At 68.3% G+C, this 17,897-nt stretch carries 17 protein-coding genes; 5 read left to right on the top strand and 12 right to left on the bottom strand.

Annotation, left to right across the window (positions count from 1 at the left end):
• Nucleotides 1-21 precede the first annotated feature (21 nt).
• Nucleotides 22-1,014, top strand: a complete 993-nt coding sequence (locus CAL25_RS03615) for a helix-turn-helix domain-containing protein (RefSeq protein WP_094798547.1) — start codon at nucleotides 22-24, stop codon at nucleotides 1,012-1,014.
• Between the two features lie 12 nt (nucleotides 1,015-1,026).
• On the opposite strand, the gene CAL25_RS03610 is transcribed toward CAL25_RS03615, so the two are convergent.
• The 12 genes from CAL25_RS03610 to CAL25_RS03555 form a co-directional block, all read right to left on the bottom strand.
• Nucleotides 1,027-1,434 (bottom strand): RidA family protein, encoded by a 408-nt coding sequence (locus CAL25_RS03610; protein WP_094798546.1) that lies wholly within the window; start codon nucleotides 1,432-1,434, stop codon nucleotides 1,027-1,029.
• A 44-nt stretch (nucleotides 1,435-1,478) separates the two neighbouring features.
• Nucleotides 1,479-1,919 carry an acyl-CoA thioesterase gene (locus CAL25_RS03605; protein WP_094798545.1) on the bottom strand — a complete coding sequence of 147 codons (441 nt, stop codon included), beginning with the start codon at nucleotides 1,917-1,919 and terminating at the stop codon, nucleotides 1,479-1,481.
• On the bottom strand, nucleotides 1,919-3,571 hold the full coding sequence (locus CAL25_RS03600) for an AMP-binding protein (RefSeq protein ID WP_094798544.1): 1,653 nt from the start codon (nucleotides 3,569-3,571) through the stop codon (nucleotides 1,919-1,921). Before CAL25_RS03600 ends, CAL25_RS03605 begins: the two co-directional genes overlap by 1 nt.
• Nucleotides 3,572-3,629: 58 nt before the next feature.
• Nucleotides 3,630-4,799, bottom strand: coding sequence for an acyl-CoA dehydrogenase family protein (locus CAL25_RS03595; RefSeq protein WP_094798745.1), 1,170 nt, complete (start codon nucleotides 4,797-4,799; stop codon nucleotides 3,630-3,632).
• 6 nt (nucleotides 4,800-4,805) lie between these two features.
• Nucleotides 4,806-5,660, bottom strand: coding sequence for an enoyl-CoA hydratase family protein (locus CAL25_RS03590; RefSeq protein WP_094798543.1), 855 nt, complete (start codon nucleotides 5,658-5,660; stop codon nucleotides 4,806-4,808).
• 46 nt (nucleotides 5,661-5,706) lie between these two features.
• Nucleotides 5,707-6,492, bottom strand: a complete 786-nt coding sequence (locus tag CAL25_RS03585; RefSeq protein ID WP_094798542.1) for an SDR family NAD(P)-dependent oxidoreductase — start codon at nucleotides 6,490-6,492, stop codon at nucleotides 5,707-5,709.
• Nucleotides 6,489-8,840 carry a bifunctional salicylyl-CoA 5-hydroxylase/oxidoreductase gene (locus tag CAL25_RS03580; RefSeq protein WP_094798541.1) on the bottom strand — a complete coding sequence of 784 codons (2,352 nt, stop codon included), beginning with the start codon at nucleotides 8,838-8,840 and terminating at the stop codon, nucleotides 6,489-6,491. The genes CAL25_RS03585 and CAL25_RS03580 overlap by 4 nt, the downstream gene beginning before the upstream one ends.
• Nucleotides 8,841-9,157: 317 nt before the next feature.
• Nucleotides 9,158-9,862 (bottom strand): ABC transporter ATP-binding protein, encoded by a 705-nt coding sequence (locus tag CAL25_RS03575; RefSeq protein WP_094798540.1) that lies wholly within the window; start codon nucleotides 9,860-9,862, stop codon nucleotides 9,158-9,160.
• Entirely contained in the window at nucleotides 9,856-10,635 is a 780-nt protein-coding gene (locus tag CAL25_RS03570) for an ABC transporter ATP-binding protein (protein WP_094798539.1), read from the bottom strand. The genes CAL25_RS03575 and CAL25_RS03570 overlap by 7 nt, the downstream gene beginning before the upstream one ends.
• Entirely contained in the window at nucleotides 10,635-11,609 is a 975-nt protein-coding gene (locus CAL25_RS03565; RefSeq protein ID WP_094798538.1) for a branched-chain amino acid ABC transporter permease, read from the bottom strand. Before CAL25_RS03565 ends, CAL25_RS03570 begins: the two co-directional genes overlap by 1 nt.
• Before the next feature lie 3 nt (nucleotides 11,610-11,612).
• A complete protein-coding gene (locus tag CAL25_RS03560) occupies nucleotides 11,613-12,533 on the bottom strand; it encodes a branched-chain amino acid ABC transporter permease (protein ID WP_094798537.1) in 921 nt (306 codons plus the stop codon).
• A 119-nt stretch (nucleotides 12,534-12,652) separates the two neighbouring features.
• Nucleotides 12,653-13,816, bottom strand: a complete 1,164-nt coding sequence (locus CAL25_RS03555; protein WP_094798536.1) for an ABC transporter substrate-binding protein — start codon at nucleotides 13,814-13,816, stop codon at nucleotides 12,653-12,655.
• Nucleotides 13,817-14,083: 267 nt separating this feature from the next.
• Between CAL25_RS03555 and CAL25_RS03550 the strand changes: the two genes are divergently transcribed.
• From CAL25_RS03550 to argJ, 4 genes are all read left to right on the top strand, one after another.
• A complete protein-coding gene (locus CAL25_RS03550) occupies nucleotides 14,084-15,010 on the top strand; it encodes an alpha/beta hydrolase (protein ID WP_094798535.1) in 927 nt (308 codons plus the stop codon).
• A complete protein-coding gene (locus tag CAL25_RS03545; RefSeq protein WP_094798534.1) occupies nucleotides 15,007-15,495 on the top strand; it encodes a MarR family winged helix-turn-helix transcriptional regulator in 489 nt (162 codons plus the stop codon). The genes CAL25_RS03550 and CAL25_RS03545 overlap by 4 nt, the downstream gene beginning before the upstream one ends.
• A gap of 54 nt (nucleotides 15,496-15,549) precedes the next feature.
• A complete protein-coding gene (locus tag CAL25_RS03540; protein ID WP_094798533.1) occupies nucleotides 15,550-16,554 on the top strand; it encodes a hypothetical protein in 1,005 nt (334 codons plus the stop codon).
• Nucleotides 16,555-16,660: 106 nt separating this feature from the next.
• Nucleotides 16,661-17,887 (top strand): bifunctional glutamate N-acetyltransferase/amino-acid acetyltransferase ArgJ, encoded by a 1,227-nt coding sequence (argJ, locus tag CAL25_RS03535; protein ID WP_094798532.1) that lies wholly within the window; start codon nucleotides 16,661-16,663, stop codon nucleotides 17,885-17,887.
• The last annotated feature ends 10 nt before the right edge of the window (nucleotides 17,888-17,897 follow it).

Here is a 17,897-nt window from a genome sequence, read left to right as displayed (position 1 = left end):
CGGACAGCCGGGGAGAACAGCATGCAAGGATGGTCGCGCAGTGAACTGGCCCCGCTGGTGGCCCGGCGGGTGTTCCGCTCGCGCGAGCGCGACGAGACCCGCAACCGCGTCTCCGAGGCGCTCAAGGATCACCACCTGAGCTGGCAGGCCGGGCCGGTGGACGCGCGGCTGTCGCGCGCGCAGGTGGGTGCGCTCACGATCTGTACCTTGCGTTATGGCCCGGAGGTCCGGATCGATCCCGGCCGCCTGCGCGATTTCATGCTGGTGCAGGTGCCGCTCGTCGGACGGGCCCGCGTCCAGTGCGGCGCCGACATCGTCGAGACCTGTACGCGGCGGGCGGCGGTGATCGCACCCGACCGCCCGCTGGCCCTGCACTGGGAAAGCGGCTGCGAACAGCTGATGCTCAAGATTCCGCGCGGCCTGCTCGACCAGGTCGGCCAGCAGGCTTTCGGCGCCGCGGCGCGGCGGCCGCTCGACTTCGCGCCGTCGCTGGCGCTCGACACGCCGACGGGGTCCACCTGGCGGGCGCTGGTGGCGGGGCTGCTGCATACCCTGCCGCTGCTGGCACAGGCCGCGCCGGTGGGCACGGTGCCCGCCGACATCTGGACACTACGAATGCAGGAGATGCTGGTACTGCACCTGCTCTGGCACCAGCCCAATACCTGGCGCGATGGCGCGCACGCGGTGCCACGTCATCTGGCCCAGGCCGAGGCTTACATGCACGCGCATCTGGCCGCGCCGATCTGTGCGGCCGACATCGCCCGCCACGCGGGCGTCAGCGCCAGCCAGCTGGCACGGCTGTTTCACGCGCACCGCGGCACGACGCCGATGTCGGCGCTGCGCACGTTGCGCCTGGACAGCGCGCGCGACCATCTTCTGAGTGGCGCGCACGGCGTGACCGACGCCGCGCTGGCGGTCGGCTTCGGCCATCTGGGGCGCTTCTCGGAGTATTACCGCGAGCGCCACGGCGAACTGCCCAGCGCCACCCTGCGGCGCCGGGCACGGGCAAACTGATACCGCGCGGCGTCAGGCCGGCGTCACCACCGCCGTCACCTCGATCTCGACCTTGGCGCGGTCTTCGACGAGGTCGGCGACCTCGACCGCGGTCATGGCCGGGAAGTGCCGGCCGATCAGCTCGCGATAGTGCTTGCCGATCTCGGGATAGGCCGCCACATACTCCTGCTTGTTCTTCACGTACCAGGTCATGCGCACGATGTGGGCCGGCGTGGCGCCACCCTCGGCCAGGATGGCCACGATGTTCGCCAGCGTCTGGCGCACCTGCAGCGCGAAATCATCGGTCTCGAACTGCTGCTGACCGTTCCAGCCGATCTGGCCGCCCACGAACAGCAGGCGCGAACCCACCTGCATCTCGGTCATCATGCCGTTGGAATAGCCGCGCGGCGCGAGCCAATCGGGCGGTTGCAGAATTTTCATAGCCTCATCCTCTTATCGGTCTATTGGGTATTGCGAATCGAATCTCAGGGCGCGGACGCCGGGGTATCGTCGACCACGAACGCCTGCATGCGGGCACGCAGGTCGTCGGGCAGCGGCGTGGCTTTCATGGTGCGCAGATCGACCGTCACGATCGTCAGGCTGGCCGCCAGCCGCAGCTGACCGTCCTGGCCCTCGAAGCGCACATCGGCGCGAAACGATGCGCCACCGATGCGGCGCACCGTGAGCACCTGACGCAGGCGCTCGTGCCAGCGGCTGGGCGCCGAGAAGTCGCATTGCACCGACGCCAGCGGCGTGCCGATATGGCGCTCGACGTGCAGCGTATGGAACGGCAGATCCATGCCCCGGTCGAACCAGTGCTCGACGAAGTCGTTGATCATCTCGAAATAGCGCGGGTAGAACACGATGCCGGCCGGGTCGCAATGCCGGAACCGGACCTCGATCTCCGCTTCGAACGGCGTACCCATCACTTGTCTCCGGCGGCCTGCTTGCGCAGCGCGAAACGCTGCAGCTTGCCGGTTTCGGTGCGCGGCAGCGCGGTCACGAAATTGATCACGCGCGGATACTTGTAGGGCGCGATGTTGTTCTTCACGTAGGTCTGCAAGGCCGTGGAGAGCTCGGGCGTGCCGTCGAAGCCCGGCTTGAGCACCACGTAGGCGGCCACCAGCTGGCCACGCTCGTCGTCGGGCATGCCCACCACCCCGCATTCGGCCACGGCCTCGTGGCGCAGCAGCGCGTCCTCGACCTCGGGGCCGGCGATGTTGTAGCCGGCCGAAATAATCATGTCGTCGTTGCGGGCCTGATAGTACAGATAACCGTCGGCGTCCTGCATGAAGGTGTCGCCGGGGAGGTTCCAGCCGTTCTGCACGAAGCGGCGCTGGCGCTCGTCGGCCAGGTAGCGGCAGCCGGTGGGACCCTTGATCGCCAGACGCCCCGTGGTGCCGGCCGGCACCGGTTGCATGTCTTCGTCGACCACCATGGCCACGTAGCCCGGCACCACCTTGCCGATCGCGCCACGGCGCACGGCCTCGGGCGGGCTGGACACGAACACGTGAATCATCTCGGTACCGCCGATGCCGTCGATCATCTCGATGCCCGAGGCCTCTTTCCAGAGCTGGCGCGTGGCATCCGGCAGCGCTTCGCCGGCCGACACGGTCTTTTGCAGCGAGCCGATATCGAAGCGCGGCACCAGCGGCGCCATCTGACGATAGAACGTGGGCGCCGTGAAGCAGATGGTCGCGCGGAAATCCTGGATCAGCTGCAGCAGCGATTCGGGGCTGAGCTTCTCGGCCAGCACCGTGCTGGCGCCCACCCGCAGCGGGAAGCACAGCAGGCCGCCCAGGCCGAACGTGAAGGCCAGGGGCGGCGTGCCGCAGAAGATGTCGTCGGCCGCGGGCCGGATGACGTGGCGCGGAAAGAGATCGCACATCGCGAGCACGTCGCGATGAAAATGCATGCAGCCTTTGGGCGCACCGGTGGTGCCGCTCGTGAACGCGATCAGGCAGACGTCGTCGGCCGCGGTGTCGCAAGCCTGAAACTCGGCCGGCTTGCTCGCGGCCAGCGTATCGAGCGAGTCGCTGCCCGCGTCGTTGAACATCTTGATCTGCTTGAGGTCGGGGCAGTAGTAGTCGCCACCCTGGCGCATGCAGGCGAGCGCCTCGTCGGCCAGCCGCACGTCGCACAGCATCGCCTGGACCTGCGCCTTGTCGATCACCTGCTTGAGCTCTTTGGCGCGCAGAAGCGGCATGGTGGGCACCGTGACCAGCCCGGCCTTGATGGCGCCCAGCCAGGCGGCCGCCATCATCGCGTTGTTGGGGCCACGCAGCAGCAGGCGGTTGCCCGGCACCAGCCCCATGTCCTGGATCAGCACCTGCGCGACCTGATTGGTCAGCCCCTGCAGCTCGGCGTAGCTCATGGTGCGCTGGCCTTCGCCCTCGCGCCAGCGCAGCGCGATACGTTCGCCGCGGCCCTCGGCCACATGACGGTCGACGAGTTCGACGGCGCAATTGAGCCGGGCCGGATAGGCCACGTCCGGCCCGTCGAGCAACAACTCGGGCCAGAGGTCTTCCGGCGGCAGGTTGTCGCGGGCGAAGGTGTCGGTGTGCGCGGATACTTCCATGGATTTCCCCTTGTCGCTATCGGTATGGTGTCTTGCCCGTGGTACGCACGTCCTGGACTCAGGACTTCAACAGCTCCCGGGCAATGATCAGTTTCTGCACTTCGGTGGCGCCTTCGTAGATACGCAGCGCTCTGATTTCTCGGTACATCTTCTCCACCGCCATGCCACTCACCACGCCCGCGCCGCCGAACATCTGCAGCGCGCGATCAATGACTTGCTGGGCCGACTCGGTCGCCGTCATCTTGGCCATGGCCGCCTCGCGCGTCGTGCGCTCGCCGCGCACGTCACGCATCCAGGCGGCGCGATACGTCAGCAGCGCCGACGAATCGATCGCCGTGGCCATGTCACCCAGCGCGGCCTGCGTGAGCTGCAGGTCGGCCAGGGTCTGGCCGAACATCTTGCGGCTCTTGGCGCGCGCCAGGCCCTCGTCGAGCGCGCGCCGGGCGAAGCCCAGCGCGGCGGCGGCCACGGACGCGCGGAAGATATCCAGCGTCATCATGGCCAGCTTGAAACCTTGCCCGGCATCGCCCAGACGGTTCGCCACCGGGACGCGGCATTCGTCGAACGTCAGGGTGCCCAGCGGATGCGGGGCGATCAGGTCGATGCGCTCGCTCACGCTGAAGCCCGGCGTATCGGCATCGACCACGAAGGCGCTGATCCCGCGTGCGCCCGGCGCCTCGCCGGTGCGGGCGAACACCACGTAGAAGTCGGCGATGCCGGCGTTGGAGATCCAGGTCTTGGCGCCATCGAGCACGTAGCTGTCGCCGTCGAGCCGGGCGGCGCAGCTCATGGCGGCCACGTCCGAACCGGCATCGGGCTCGGACAACGCGAAGGCCGCGATGGCCTCGCCGCGCGCCACGCGCGGCAGGTAGCGGGCGCGCAGCGCGTCGGAGCCCATCAACGAGATCGCGCCGCTGCCCAGGCCCTGCATGGCCAGCGCGAAGTCGGCCAGACCTTCGTGCCGCGCGAGCGTTTCGCGCAGGATGCACACGGCGCGCGAATCCACCTGCGGCAGGCTGCCGCCCCAGGCGCCGTCCGGCCCGGCCGGCACGCAATAGCGCAGCCAGCCCGCCTTGCCGAGCGCCGCCACCAGCTTGCGGCAGGCGGCATCGGCGTCGTGATGGTCGACGTGGCCGAGGTTTTCGTCGCACCAGGCATCCAGCGAGTGGGCAAGCGTGCGGTGATGGTCTTCGAAGAACGGCCAGTCCAGCCAGCTGCTATCGCGCATCATGGCTCAGTCTCCTTCGAACACGGGCTTCTGCTTCGCCACGAACGCGTCGTAGGCGCGGCGGAAGTCGCGCGTCTGCATGCAGATGGCCTGCGCCTCGGCCTCGGCCTCGATGGCCTCGTCCACGCCCATGTTCCATTCCTGGTGCAGCAATTTCTTGGTCACGCCATGGGCGAAGGTCGGTCCGGCGGCGAGCTGGGCCGCGAGCTCGGCCGCGGCGCCGGCCAGCGCCTCGGGCTCGTGCAGGCTGTTGAAAAAGCCCCAGGCCAGCCCTTCGTCGGCGCGCATGGCGCGGCCGGTGTACAGCAGCTCGCTCGCCCGCCCCTGGCCGATCATGCGCGGCAGCAGCGTGCACGCGCCCATATCGGCGCCGGCCAGGCCCACGCGCGTGAAGAGGAATGCCGTGCGCGCGGCGGGTGTGCCGACGCGCAGATCCGAGGCCAGGGCCACCATCGCGCCCGCGCCGGCGCACACGCCATCGACCGCCGCGATGATGGGTTGCGGGCAGGCGCGCATGGCCTTGACGAGGTCGCCCGTCATACGGGTGAAGTCGAGCAGCTCCGGCATGGTCATGCGCGTGAGCGGCCCGATGATCTCGTGCACATCGCCGCCCGAGCAGAAGTTGCCGCCCGAGCCGGTCACCACGATCACCTTGATGTCGGTGGCGTAGACCAGGCCGCGGAACAGGTCGCGCAGCTCGGCGTAGGAATCGAACGTGAGCGGGTTCTTGCGTTCGGGGCGGTTGAGCGTGATGGTGGCGACCTTGCCGTCGGCGCTCACGTCCCACAGGAACGTGCGCGGCGCATAAGTGGCGAAAGGCCGCTTGTGATGCTTCATCGTGTGTTCTTCGTTAGCGCTCATGATGTCTCCTGTCTGGTTGCGGCGCGCGCAGGGCGCGCCACGAAATTCAACCCGGCATGACCTCGCCGCCGTCCACCGAAATGGCCTGGCCATTGACGGCGCCGCTACCGGGCAGCGCGAGCCATGCCACGGTGGCCGCGACCTGCTCGGGCGTGACGAGCCGGCCCTGCGGATTGCGCTCGGCCAGCTTGGCACGCGCGCCCTCCTCGTCCAGCCCGGTCTTGCCGACGATATTGGCCACGGCGTCGCGAACGATGTCGGTCTCGGTGTAGCCCGGGCACACGGCATTCACGGTGACGCCCTTGCGTGCCACTTCGAGCGCCAGCGCACGCGTCAGACCGATCACGCCGTGCTTGGCGGCGCAGTAGGCGGCGACATAGGCGTAGCCGATCAGCCCGGCGGTGCTGGCCACGTTGATGATGCGGCCTTGGTTGCGCTTCAGCATCGCGGGCAGCGCCGCCTGCGTGCAATGAAAGGTGCCGGTGAGATTGACGTCGAGCATGCGCTGCCACAGCGCGGTATCGGTGCGGTCGAAGCGCTCGCTCTCGGCCTGGCCGGCATTGTTCACCAGGATGTCGACGGGGCCCCGCGCCTGCTCGGCCGCGGCGAACGCCGCCTTGACCGATTCGGCCGAGGTGATGTCGGCACTCACGCCACCCACGCCCTCGCCGCCCAGCGTCAGTACCGCTTTAACGAGCGACTGCTCGTCGCGGCCGAGCAGCGTGACCCGGGCGCCCTGTGCCAGCAGCGCACGGGCGCAGGCCAGACCGATGCCACGCGCGCCGCCGGTTACCAGCGCATGAAGGCCGTCGAGAGGAAGGGCCGCGCTCATTTGGACTCCTGTTGCGCCAGCGAGGCGGCACGTTCGAAGTTGGTCTCGAGCTGGCGCTTGCCAGCCACGTATTGCTGCGGCCACTGCGTGTCGGGGTAGCCCACGCGCGCGGCCTCGCGCAGCGTCCACGAAGCATCGGCAAGATGCGGCCGGGCCAGCGCGCACAGGTCGGCGCGGCCGGAGGCGATGATGCCGTTGGCGTGGTCGGCCTCGAAGATGGCGCCCACGGCGATCGTGGGAATGCCAGCTTCGTTGCGCACGCGGTCGGCGAACGGGGTCTGGTACATGCGGCCATACACCGGGCGCTGGTCCGGGCTCACCTGACCCGACGAGCAATCGATCATGTCGGCGCCGGCCGCCTTGAAGGCACGCGCGATCTCGACCGCGGCGTCGGCGTCGATCCCGCCCTCGACCCAGTCGTGGGCGGAGATCCGCACCGACATGGGCTTGTCCTCGGGCCAGACCGCGCGCACCGCGCGGAACACCTCGAGCGGATAGCGCAGGCGGTTCTCGAGGCTGCCGCCATATTCGTCGGTACGCTGGTTGGCGATCGGCGAAATGAAGCTCGACAGCAGATAGCCGTGGGCGCAATGCAGCTCGAGCCAGTCGAAGCCGGCATCGGCGGCGCGGCGGGCCGCGGCCACGAACTCGTCGCGGATCCGATCCATACCGGCACGGTCGAGCGCCGCGGGGGTCTGGGACACGCCCGGCAGATACGGCAGGGGCGAGGCCGACACCAGCGGCCAGTTGCCCTCGGGCAAGGGATAGTCCATGCGCTGCCAGCCGACCTGGGTCGAGCCCTTGCGGCCGGCGTGACCCAGCTGCATGCCGATCTTCGCGGGGCTGTTGGCATGCACGAAGTCGACGATGCGCTTGAACGCGGCGCCCTGCTCGTCCGTCCAGAGGCCGGGGCAGCCCGGGGTGATGCGGGCGTCGGGCGAGGGGCAGGTCATTTCGACCATCACCAGACCCGCGCCGCCGAGCGCACGTGCGCCCAGGTGCACCAGATGGAAGTCGCCCGGCACGCCGTCCACGCACGAGTACATCGCCATCGGCGAGACCACGACACGGTTGGGCAGGCGCACACCGCGCGCCTGATAGGGCGTGAACATGGGCAGCGGTGCGCGGCCGGGCTTGGCCGGCGCGGGCTCGCCGGCATGCGCCGCGATCCAGCGTTCGTAGCTCTCGACCCAGGCCGGATCACGCAGGCGCAGGTTCTCGTGCGAGATGCGCTGCGAGCGCGTCAGCAGCGAGTAGGCAAATTGCTCCGGCTCGAGGTCGGCGTAGCGCTCGACATTCTCGAACCACTCGGTGGAATTGCGCGCGGCATTCTGAATCTTGAGCACCTCGACGCTGCGCACCTCTTCGTAATGCTTGAGCGCGGCGCGCAGATCGGGCTGGTCCTGCAGGCAGCGGGCCAGCTCGATGCTGTCTTCGAGCGCGAGCTTGGTGCCCGAGCCGATCGAGAAGTGCGCGGTATGCGCCGCATCGCCCATCAGCACCACCGGCACGTCGCGTTCGCCGCGCGGGGTGTCGAGATGATTCCAGTGGACCCAGCCGTTGCAGATCACGCGCGGGAAGCGGATCCAGATGGCCGAGCCGCGCAGGTGAGATGCGTTGCTCATGAGGCGATGGCCGTCGAGCCAGGGCGCGAAGAGCTTCTCGCAGTAGGCGATGGCGTCTTCCTGGCTCATCTGCTCGATGCCGGCCGCCTGCCAGGTTTCTTCGGGCGTCTCGACGATGAACGTCGACAGGCCGTCTTCGAAGCGATAGGCGTGGGCCTGGAACCAGCCGTGCTCGGTCTGCACGAAGGCGAAGGTGAACGCGTCGAACACCTTGGTCGTGCCCAGCCACACGAAGCGGCAGCGACGCGTGTCGATATCGGGCTTGAAGGTGTCGGCGTAGCGCGTGCGGACCACGCTGTTCAGGCCGTCGGCGGCGATCACCAGGTCGGCGTCGTATTCGCGCGCCAGGGCCTGATCGTCCTGCACGAAGGTTTCGAACACCAGCTTCACGCCGACTTCCTCGCAGCGCGCCTGAAGGATGTTCAGCAGGTGCTTGCGGCCGATGCCGATGAAGCCGTGGCCGCCGGTGCGTATCGTGCGGCCCTTGAAATGAATGTCGATGTCGTCCCAGTGATTGAACGCATCGCCGATGGTGCGCGCCGACACGGGGTCGGCTTCGCGCAGGTTTTCCATCGTGGCATCGGAGAACACCACACCCCAGCCGAACGTGTCGTAGGGCCGATTGCGCTCGACCACCGTGACCTCGTTGGCCGGATTCTGCAGCTTCATCAACAGGCCGAAGTACAGGCCGGCGGGGCCACCGCCTTGGCAGACTATCTTCATGTGTACAGCTCCGTGGCAGCGGCGGCACGCCTCGATCGACCGCCGTTGATTTTGAACCTTTGATATTTTAGGCTTGAAATATATACCCGGTGCGAACGGGGCGCAAGACGGGTATCCACCCGGTGGCCGCGCAGCGCCGCGCCGCCCCGCCACGCGCCTCTGAATCGGGGCCTCGCCGGGCCCGCGGCGCGTGCAGCGCGGGCCCGAATGACACCGGCCCGGCGCGGCCGCCCGAGGCACCGGGGCGCTCGGACTGCCGCGCCGGGCCGGCGGGACAAACAGGGACAGCTTGTGGGCGATCGCGCCCGGGTCAGGACTCACACCCCGAGATAACGCTCCCACAGCGAGCGGTCCGCGTCGAGCGCGGCCGAGTCGCCGGTCCATACCACCTTGCCGCGTTCGAGAATCACGTGCCGGTCGGCCAGCTTGAGCAGCCGCTCCACATACTTGTCGATCACCAGAATGGTCTGGCCCGCAGCGCGCAGCCGGCCCAGGCAGGCCCAGATTTCCTCGCGGATGCGCGGCGCCAGGCCCTCGGTGGCCTCGTCGAGAATGAGCAGGCGCGGATTGGTCACCAGCGCGCGTCCGATGGCAAGCATCTGCTGCTCGCCGCCCGACAGCTGGTTGCCCATGTTGCGCGCCCGTTCGCCCAGGCGCGGAAACAGCTCGAACACGCGTTCGGGTGTCCAGGGCTCGCGGATATCGGGATTGCGGGCGGCGACGAACGCGGTGAGGTGCTCGCGCACGCTCAGATTGGGGAAGCACTGCCGCCCTTCGGGCACCAGCGCGATGCCGGCCCGCGCGATGCGGTCGGGCTGCCAGCCGTTGAGCTTCTGCCCGCCAAAATGAATGTCGCCGGCTCGCAGCGGCAGCTGGCCGAACAGGGTGCGCAGCAGCGTGGTCTTGCCCATGCCGTTGCGCCCGAGCAGCGTCACGACCTGGCCCGCGCCGATCTCGAGGTCGACGCCGAACAACACCTGGCTGGCGCCGTAGCCGCTCTCGGCGGCCTGGATCTTCAGCATACGGCCTCCGTTTCATCATCGCCGAGGTAGGCCTGGCGCACGTCGGGATTGGTCCGGATCTCGTCCGGGGTGCCGGTGGCGATCACGCGGCCATAGACCAGCACGGAAATGCGGTCGGCCAGGCGGAACACCGCCTGCATGTCGTGCTCGACCAGCAGCATGGCGGCGCGGCCGCGCATGCTTTCGATGAGCTCGGTGAGCCGCAGCGTTTCGTCGGGGCCCATGCCGGCCATCGGCTCGTCGAGCAACAGCACGCTCGGCCGCGCGGCGAGCGCCAGCGCGAACTCGAGCTTGCGCTGCTCGCCGTGCGGCAGCGTGCCGGCCGGACGGTCGAACAGCGCGGCATCGATGCAGCATTCACGCGCGAGCTCGTGTGCCGCGTCGTGCAGCGCCGTCTCGGAGGCGCGCGGCCGCCAGAAGCGGAAGCTGCTGCCGGCATGCGCCTGCACCGCGAGCAGAAGGTTATCGAGCACGCTGAAGGTGCGGAAGATGTTCGTGATCTGATACGAGCGCGACAGTCCAGCCTCGACGCGTTCGTGCGCGGTCATGGCGGACACGTCGGTGGAGCCCAGATGCAGCGTGCCGGCATCGGCTTCGAGCGTGCCGGACAACAAGTGAATCAGCGTGGATTTGCCGGCGCCATTGGGGCCGATCAGCGCATGGATCTCACCGGGCGCGAGCTCCAGCGACACCTGATCCGTGGCCAGCAGCGCGCCGAAGCGGCGCACCAGCCCGGTGGCCCGCAGGGCGGGCGTGGCGGGGGAAGTCGTCATCACGCTCTCCTAGCGGGTTGAGAGGCGCCGGCCACCGGCGCACGGCCGGCGAACCAGGGGCCGACCAGGCCGGCCAGGCCGCGCGGCGCACCCAGCACCACGCCGAGCAACAGCAGGCCCAGGGGCAGGTGCCAGTATTCGGTCCAGAGCCGCAGCACCTCTTCGAGCGTCAGCATCACGGCCGCGCCGGCCACGCCGCCATAGCGCAGGCCGATGCCACCCACCAGCACCATGATCAGCAGATTGGCCGATTGGGTCCAGTGCATGAGGCTGGGCGAGATGAAGAGGTTGTGATTGGCCAGCAGCGCACCCGCCAGGCCCGCGACCGCGCCGCTGATCACGAAGGCCGTGAGCTTCATGCGGTAGACCGGATAGCCCAGCGACTCCATGCGCGATTCGTTTTCGCGGATGCCCTGCAGCGCGGCGCCGTAGCGCGCGTCGACCAGCCGGTTGAACACGAACAGCAGCAGCGCGAACAGTACCAGCACCACGTAGTAGAACGTGACGTCGCTGGAGAGATCGAGCAGCGGCAGTTGAGAGTAGCCGGACAGGTTCAGGCCGTCTTCGCCGCCGTACTGGCGCAACGAGATGAAGATGTAATAGACCATCTGGGCGAAGGCCAGCGTGATCATGATGAAGTAGACGCCCCGCGTGCGCAGCGAGATGGCGCCGGTGATCCAGGCCAGCACGCCGGCCAGCAGCATGGCCGCGGGCCAGACGATCAGCGCGCTGTTGACGCCCATCGACTGCAGGATGCCCACGGCATAGGCGCCCGCGCCGAAGAACGCCGCATGCCCCAGCGCCACCATGCCGCCATAGCCCAGGATCAGGTTCAGGCTGGTCGCGGCCAGCGCGTAGATGAGCACGCGCCGCACGAACGAAATATAGAAATCGAGGCCCAGCGCCGGCGCCACCAGCGGAAACACCGCGAGCGCCACCAGCAGGGCGAGAGTCCAGTACAGAGATCTACGCATGCTTCACCCGCGCGCCGGAAACAGACCCGACGGACGGAATACGAGGATCCCGGCCATCAACACATAAATCAGGATGGCCGCCAGCGTGGGGCCCACGCTGGACGCCACCGCCGGCGAGAACACCTGACGCAGCAGCATCGGCAGAAACGCGCGGCCGGCGGTGTCGACCATCCCGACCAGCAAGGCGCCCACGAAGGCGCCGCGTATCGAGCCGATCCCGCCGATCACGATGCAGACCAGCACCAGGATCAGGATTTCTTCGCCCATGCCGATCTGCACCGCGGTGACCGGCCCGAGCAAGGCGCCCGCCACGGCCGCCAGCATGGCACCCAGCACGAACACGCCGAGGAACAGAATCGGCACGCGCACGCCCATGAGCGTGGCCATCTGGCGATTGGAGGCGCCCGCGCGCACCAGCACGCCGGCGCGGGTCCGCGTGACGAACCAGTAGAGGCCCGCGGCCGCCATCAGGCCGAACACGATGATCATCAGGCGATAGGCCGGATAAAGCAGGTCGGGCAACAGCCGCACCGGGCCGGCCAGCTCGGACGGCATGTTCAGCATCATCGGGGCGGGGCCCCAGATCATCTTGATCACGTCGTTGGCGATCAGGATGATGGCGTAGCTGCCCAGCACCTGCGCCAGGTGATCCCGCAGCGCCAGGCGGCGGATCAGCAACAATTCGAGTATCGCGCCCACCAGGCCGGTGGCGATGGCGGCGACCAGCACGGCCGCCACGAAGGATCCGGTGCGCTGCATGGTCTCGGCCGCGACATACGCGCCCGCCATGTAGAGCGATCCGTGGGCCAGATTCATGATGTCCATGATGCCGAAGACGAGCGTGAGCCCGGCGGCGATCAGGAACAACATCAGGCCGAATTGCAGTCCATTGAGCAGTTGCTCGATGACCAGCGTGAACGTCATGAAACTTCCCCCGAAGCCACGGGCGGTCGATGCGCCCGCGTGTCGTGTCGATGCGCCGCCCGTCCCGCGTGGCGGGCGGCGCGATCGTCCGTGCGCGCCCTAGCGGCGCGCGCCGGACATCACAGCTTGCACTCGCCTACGTACACGTCCTGGTACTTGTCGAACACCTTGCCGACCAGCTTGTTGGTGATCTTGCCGTTGGCGTCCTTGTCGACCACGCGCACGTAGTAAGGCTGGATCGGGTAGTGGTTCTTGCCGTAGGTGAACGGACCGCGCACCGAGGAGAAGTCGGCCTTGGCGAGCGCGGCGACGATGGCGTCGCGATCGCTGGCCTTGCCGCCGCTCTGCTTGACCGCGGCGTCGATCGCCATGATCACGTCGTAGGCCTGGGCGGCATACACCGAGGGGTAGCGGTTGTTGTATTCCTTGCGGAACGCTTCGACGAACTGCTTGTTCTGCGGCACGTCGAGGTCGTGCGCCCACTGCGCGGTGTTGTACATGCCGATCATGGGCTCGCCCACGGCCTGGATCACGTCTTCGTCGGCCGAAAAACCGGGGCCCACGAGCGCGGTGCCTTTGTTCAGGCCGGCCGCGACGAACTGCTTGACGAAGTTGATGCCCATGCCGCCCGGCAGGAAGATGTAGACGGCGTCGGGCTTGGCGGCGCGGATCTGCGCCAGCTCGGCGGCGTAGTCGATCTGGCCCAGCTTGGTGTAGAGCTCTTCGGTGACGGGCGTTTTGTAGCCGCGCTTGAAGCCGGTGAGTGCGTCCTTGCCGGCCGGATAGTCGGGGGCCAGGATGAAGACCTTCTTGAAGCCGCGATCGGCCGCGACCTTGCCGGCCGCTTCGTGGAAGGCGTCGTTCTGATAAGACAGGCCGAACCAGAACTTATTGCACTGGGCGCCCGCATACTGGCTGGGGCCGGGGTTATTGGACAGGAACGGCACCTTGGCCGCGAACAGGGCCGGGCCGACGGCCAGCGCCACGTTCGAGCCGATGGGGCCGGTGAAGAAATCGATCTTTTCGCGCTGGATATAACGCGTGACCAGCTGACGGGCCTGGTCGGGGTTGCCGCCCATGTCGGTCTGGATGAACTCGGCTTCCTGGCCGCCGAGCTTGCCGCCCAGTTGTTTGATGGCGAGGTTGAACCCGTCGCGGGCTTCGGCGCCCAGCGCGGCGAACGGACCGGAGATGTCGTTGGCGATGCCCACTTTGATGGCATCGGCGCTGGCCACGCCGGGCAGCAACGCCGCGGCAACCAGGAGGGAAGGAATCAAACGCATGGTGGAGCTCCTTGCGCAGGGCGCGGCAGGTTTTTATTACGGCCTTTTTTGGAGATGGATGCTTCCCGCGCCAGCATCGAAGGAGAACGGCCGGCGAGCCCTCGAGGAACCCCGCGATCCGGCCTGACCTTGTCCACCGCGCCGGCAATGCGCGCGGGACAAAAGAAACTGGCGTGCGCCATAGTTTAGGTTTAAAGTATTCAGCAAAACAAGTCTAGGGTTTGCCCCAAAGGGTTTATCCCAATAAACCGGTTTACACGGAAAGCCATGGCCGATTCCGCCCGCCCCCTGTATCGCGAATACGACCGCGCGGCACTGGATGTGCAGTACAACGCTCGCGCGACAGTACCCGACATCCACCCGATACTCAAGCGCTACGCCGACGACAGCCGCATCGCGCGCGAGACCCTGCGCTGCGAGCTCGACGTGGCCTACGGCGAGCATCCCGACGAGACACTCGACATCTTCCTGCCCGCCACGATGACGGCCCGCGCGCCCGTGCTGCTGTTCATCCATGGCGGCTACTGGCGCCTGCTTTCCAAGAGCGATTCGAGCAGCATGGCGCCGCTCTTCACGCAGGCCGGCGCCATCGTGGTGGCCGTGAATTATTCGCTCGCGCCCGCCGTCACCCTCGATCGCATCGTCGACCAGAACCGCCGCGCGCTGGCGTGGGTGCACCGTCATATCGGCCGCCTGGGCGGCGACCCCGCTCGCCTGCACGCCTGCGGCAGCTCGGCGGGCGGCCATCTGGTGGGCGCCCTGCTGGCCGAGGGCTGGCACGCGGCCTACGGCGTGCCCCCGACCGTGCTGCGCGGCGCCGCGCCCATGTCGGGCCTGTTCGATCTGCGTCCGCTCGTGCACACCCATATCAACGAATGGATGCATCTGAGCCCGGCCGACGCCGAGCGCAACAGCCCGCTGCTGCATCTGCCGCGCGCCGGCGGCTGCCCCCTGCTGGTCACCTACGGCGAGAGCGAGACCGACGAGTTCAAGCGCCAGAGTCACGCCTACCTCGAGGCGTGGCAGGCGGCCGGATTCGCGGGCAGCTACGTGCCCATGCCGGGCACCAATCATTTCGATATCGTGTTGAGCCTCAACGATCCCGCGGCGCCTTACACGCGCGCGCTGCTGTCCCAGATGGGGCTCACGCCTCCCGACTCATCCTCCACGCAGCAACGAGACCAATCTTCATGATCGATACTCCCGACCTGGAAACGCGGGCCGCGCCCGACGATCATCACGCGCTGCGCCTGTGGTTGCGCATGCTCACCTGCTGCAACCTGATCGAATCCGAGATTCGCAGCCGCCTGCGCACCGAATTCGACACCACGCTGCCCCGCTTCGACCTCATGGCGCAGCTGCAGCGCGCGCCCAAGGGCATGAAGATGGGCGAGCTCTCGCGCCACATGATGGTCACCAACGGCAACATCACCGGCATCACCGACCAGCTCGAAAAAGAAGGGCTGGTGGTGCGCACCAAGGTGGAGTCCGACCGCCGCAGCTCGCTGCTCAAGCTCACCCCGCAGGGCAAGAAGGCCTTCTCCAAGATGGCGCGCGCCCACGAGTCGTGGGTCAAGGGCATGTTCGGCGACCTGCCCGAGGCAAGCCGCAATGCGCTCTTCAAGGCGCTGGGCGAGCTCAAGCTGCAGGTGGTGGCGCACCGCGCCGAATCGGAGTGACGCCGCGCCTCGCGGGCCGGCGTGCCGGGCCGCGATTGGCGCATAATATCCGCCATGGTTCCCATCTCGATTCCTGGCGGTAATCACTACGTCGCCATGGCGATCTCGCTGATCTGCCTGAGCACCCTGCTGACGTGGTGCGTGTCGCTCGTCCGCAATCCCGACAGCCGCCTCTGGCTGGCCGAGCACCGCCGTCTCGGCCCCACGCTCATGGCGCTGCTGGCGCTGGCGGGCGGCGTATTTCCGGTCCAGCACATCAGCGCCTGGATGCAGGCGCAGCGCGAATCGCGCGCCGAGGCGGCGCGCCGCCTCACGCTCGACGCCGCCACCGAGCTGGCCGGCGTGCGCATGCCGGCCGGCACCGAGCTGCGGCTCGGCACCGCGGGGCAGCCCGACACCTTCATTTCGGCGCGTTTTCCCGCGCCCACGCGCGTCGCGGGCGTCGATGCCATCACGCTGACGCGCTATCAGGGCGCCGCGCCCGGCGCGGCCCACACCTGGTCGCTCACCACGGCGACCGACCAGCGCATCGAAGGCTGGACCTGCATGGACACCCACCCGCTCGAGTTCCGCATCCAGGATGGCCAGCCGCGCTTCGCGAGCTGCCACCTCGCGGCCGGCAACCAGGTCGAGGCCAAACCGCTGCCGGCCGGCGCCTGGCTCGCCAGCCGCGCCAACGAGCCCGGCTGGCTGGTGCGCACGGATGGCAGCGAGGCGGTCGGCGTGGATCAATTGCCCCTCCTGAAGGTCGAGCTGCGGCTCTCGCCGGAGCGCCGCCGCCTGTCGTTCGAAGGGCTGCTGGCGGGCGAGGCCACGCTGGGCGAGGTCACCTATCCCGCCGGCACGCGGGTGGCCAGCGCCGGCCCCAAGGTGCCCGGCGCCCAGCCCGGCGACCTGCTCTTCTCGCCCTCGCGCGGTCGCAGCGCGCGCCGCGCCGGTGGCACCGACATCCCGTCCGGCAAATCGGTCCTGCAGGCCGCCGGCGGCGAGGTGCGCGCCGTCCTGTCCAACCGCGAGGCGGGCGTTCTCGACGTCGCGTCGGTGCGCCTGGGCCCCTGACCCTGCCCTGCCATACGCCCGTCGCGCCAGCGGTGGGATAATAGACAGATTCTCCGCCGCAGCCCCTGGCGCGGCTTTTTCATCGCCCAGCCCATCGAGACGATACATGGCCGTTAATCTTCAGATTCCTTCCGAGTCCGACATCCACTCCGTTGCCGGCGTTGAAATCGGCGTCACCGAGGCCGGTATCCGCAAGGCCAACCGCCGCGACCTCACCGTCTTCCGCCTCGCGCCCGGCACCACCGTGGCCGGCGTCTTCACCCGCAACCGCTTCTGCGCCGCGCCGGTGCAGGTCTGCCAGGCCCACCTCGCGGCCGGCGGCCCGATCCGCGCGCTGGTCATCAACACCGGCAATGCCAACGCCGGCACGGGCGAGCCCGGCCTGGCCAACGCCCGCGCCACCTGCGCCGAGCTGGCCAAGCTGCTGGGCGTGTCGGCCGCCGAAGTGCTGCCCTTCTCCACCGGCGTGATTCTCGAGCCGCTGCCGCTCGACCGCCTGGTGGCCGGCCTGCCGGGCGCGATCGCCAAGCTCGGCACCAACGAATGGTTCAATGCCGCGCACGGCATCATGACCACCGACACGCTGCCCAAGATCTACTCGCGCCGCGTCGTTATCGGCGGCAAGACCATCACGCTCACCGGCATCAGCAAGGGCGCCGGCATGATCCGCCCCAACATGGCCACCATGCTGAGCTACCTGGCCACCGACGCCGGCATCGCCCAGCCGCTGCTGTCCAAGCTGGCGCTCGAGATCGCCGATGTCTCGTTCAACCGCATCACGGTCGACGGCGACACCTCCACCAACGACTCATTCATCGTGATGGCCACCGGGGCCAGCGGCCTGACCGTCGAGAGCGAATCCGACGCCAACTACCCGGCGCTGCGCGCCGCGCTGGCCGAAGCCGCCACCGACCTGGCCCAGAAGATCGTGCGTGACGCCGAAGGCGCCACCAAGTTCATGACGATCCGCGTCGAAGACGCCGGCAACGCCGAAGAGGCCCTCAAGGTCGCTTACGCCGTGGCCCACTCGCCGCTCGTCAAGACCGCCTTCTTCGCCTCCGACCCCAACCTGGGCCGCATCCTCGCCGCCATCGGCTACGCCGGCATCGACGACCTCGACGTCAGCAAGATCCGCCTGTGGCTCGACGACGTGCTGGTGGCGCTCGACGGTGGCCGCAATCCCGACTACCAGGAGGCCGACGGCCAACGTGTCATGAAGCAGGCCGAGATCGCGGTGCGCATCTCGCTGGGCCGCGGCAAGCACACCGAGACCGTCTACACCTGCGACTTCTCGCACGAGTACGTCAGCATCAACGCCGACTACCGTTCCTGATCGCCGCCCT

Source organism: Bordetella genomosp. 5, assembly GCF_002261315.1.
GTDB lineage: Bacteria > Pseudomonadota > Gammaproteobacteria > Burkholderiales > Burkholderiaceae_B > Bordetella.
This window is presented reverse-complemented; position numbering and strand designations above follow the sequence as displayed.